Here is a 596-nt window from a genome sequence, read left to right as displayed (position 1 = left end):
CGGAAAATACCCGGAAGGCGGAACATATCCTGAGCCTCCAAAAATGAACCATCGGAATTACGGTACACCTCAGCGGCAATCACGTTAGTACCTTTTTTCACGAAAGGACTAATGTCAAACGTGGCGGCATTACGAGAGTTTTTTGAGAAACCAACATACTCGCCGTTTATCCACAGGTAGAAAAATGAATCTACGCCATCGAACTGCACAAATATCTCGCGTCCGTCCCAGTCTGCCGGAATATCAAAATCGCGACGGTAAGAGCCCACTTCATTACGCGCCTCGTAAGTTACCCAATCCTTGGCAGGCTCGCGCATCACGCCACCTTTCCAATCATCAACAGCTACTGTGTGTTTGAAAATAACCGGCTGGTTACAATAGATGGGTGTTCCATATTTTTGGCCACCATCTTTTGCTAAGCCAACAATGTTCCAGTTGGAAGGCACCGGCATGTCATCCCAGCCACTAACATCAAAAGTTGGTTGGTAAAAGTTGGCAGGACGCTCATTGGGGTGTTTCGCCCAGTTAAACTTCCAATCACCATCCAGTGATTGCCAATACTCTGAATTTTCAGGCAAAACCTTGCGAGCATTTTC

The 596-nt window shown here is 46.8% G+C and carries 1 protein-coding gene; it reads right to left on the bottom strand.

The window, feature by feature from the left end:
- Window positions 1-596: sugar-binding domain-containing protein (locus JIV24_RS22240; protein WP_353890336.1), on the bottom strand; the 596-nt coding region annotated here is incomplete at both ends.

It is taken from the genome of Carboxylicivirga marina (assembly GCF_016612505.1).
Taxonomy (GTDB): domain Bacteria; phylum Bacteroidota; class Bacteroidia; order Bacteroidales; family Marinilabiliaceae; genus Carboxylicivirga; species Carboxylicivirga marina.
The sequence above is the reverse complement of the archived record's forward strand: the minus strand, read 5'-3'. Positions and strand labels throughout refer to the sequence as shown.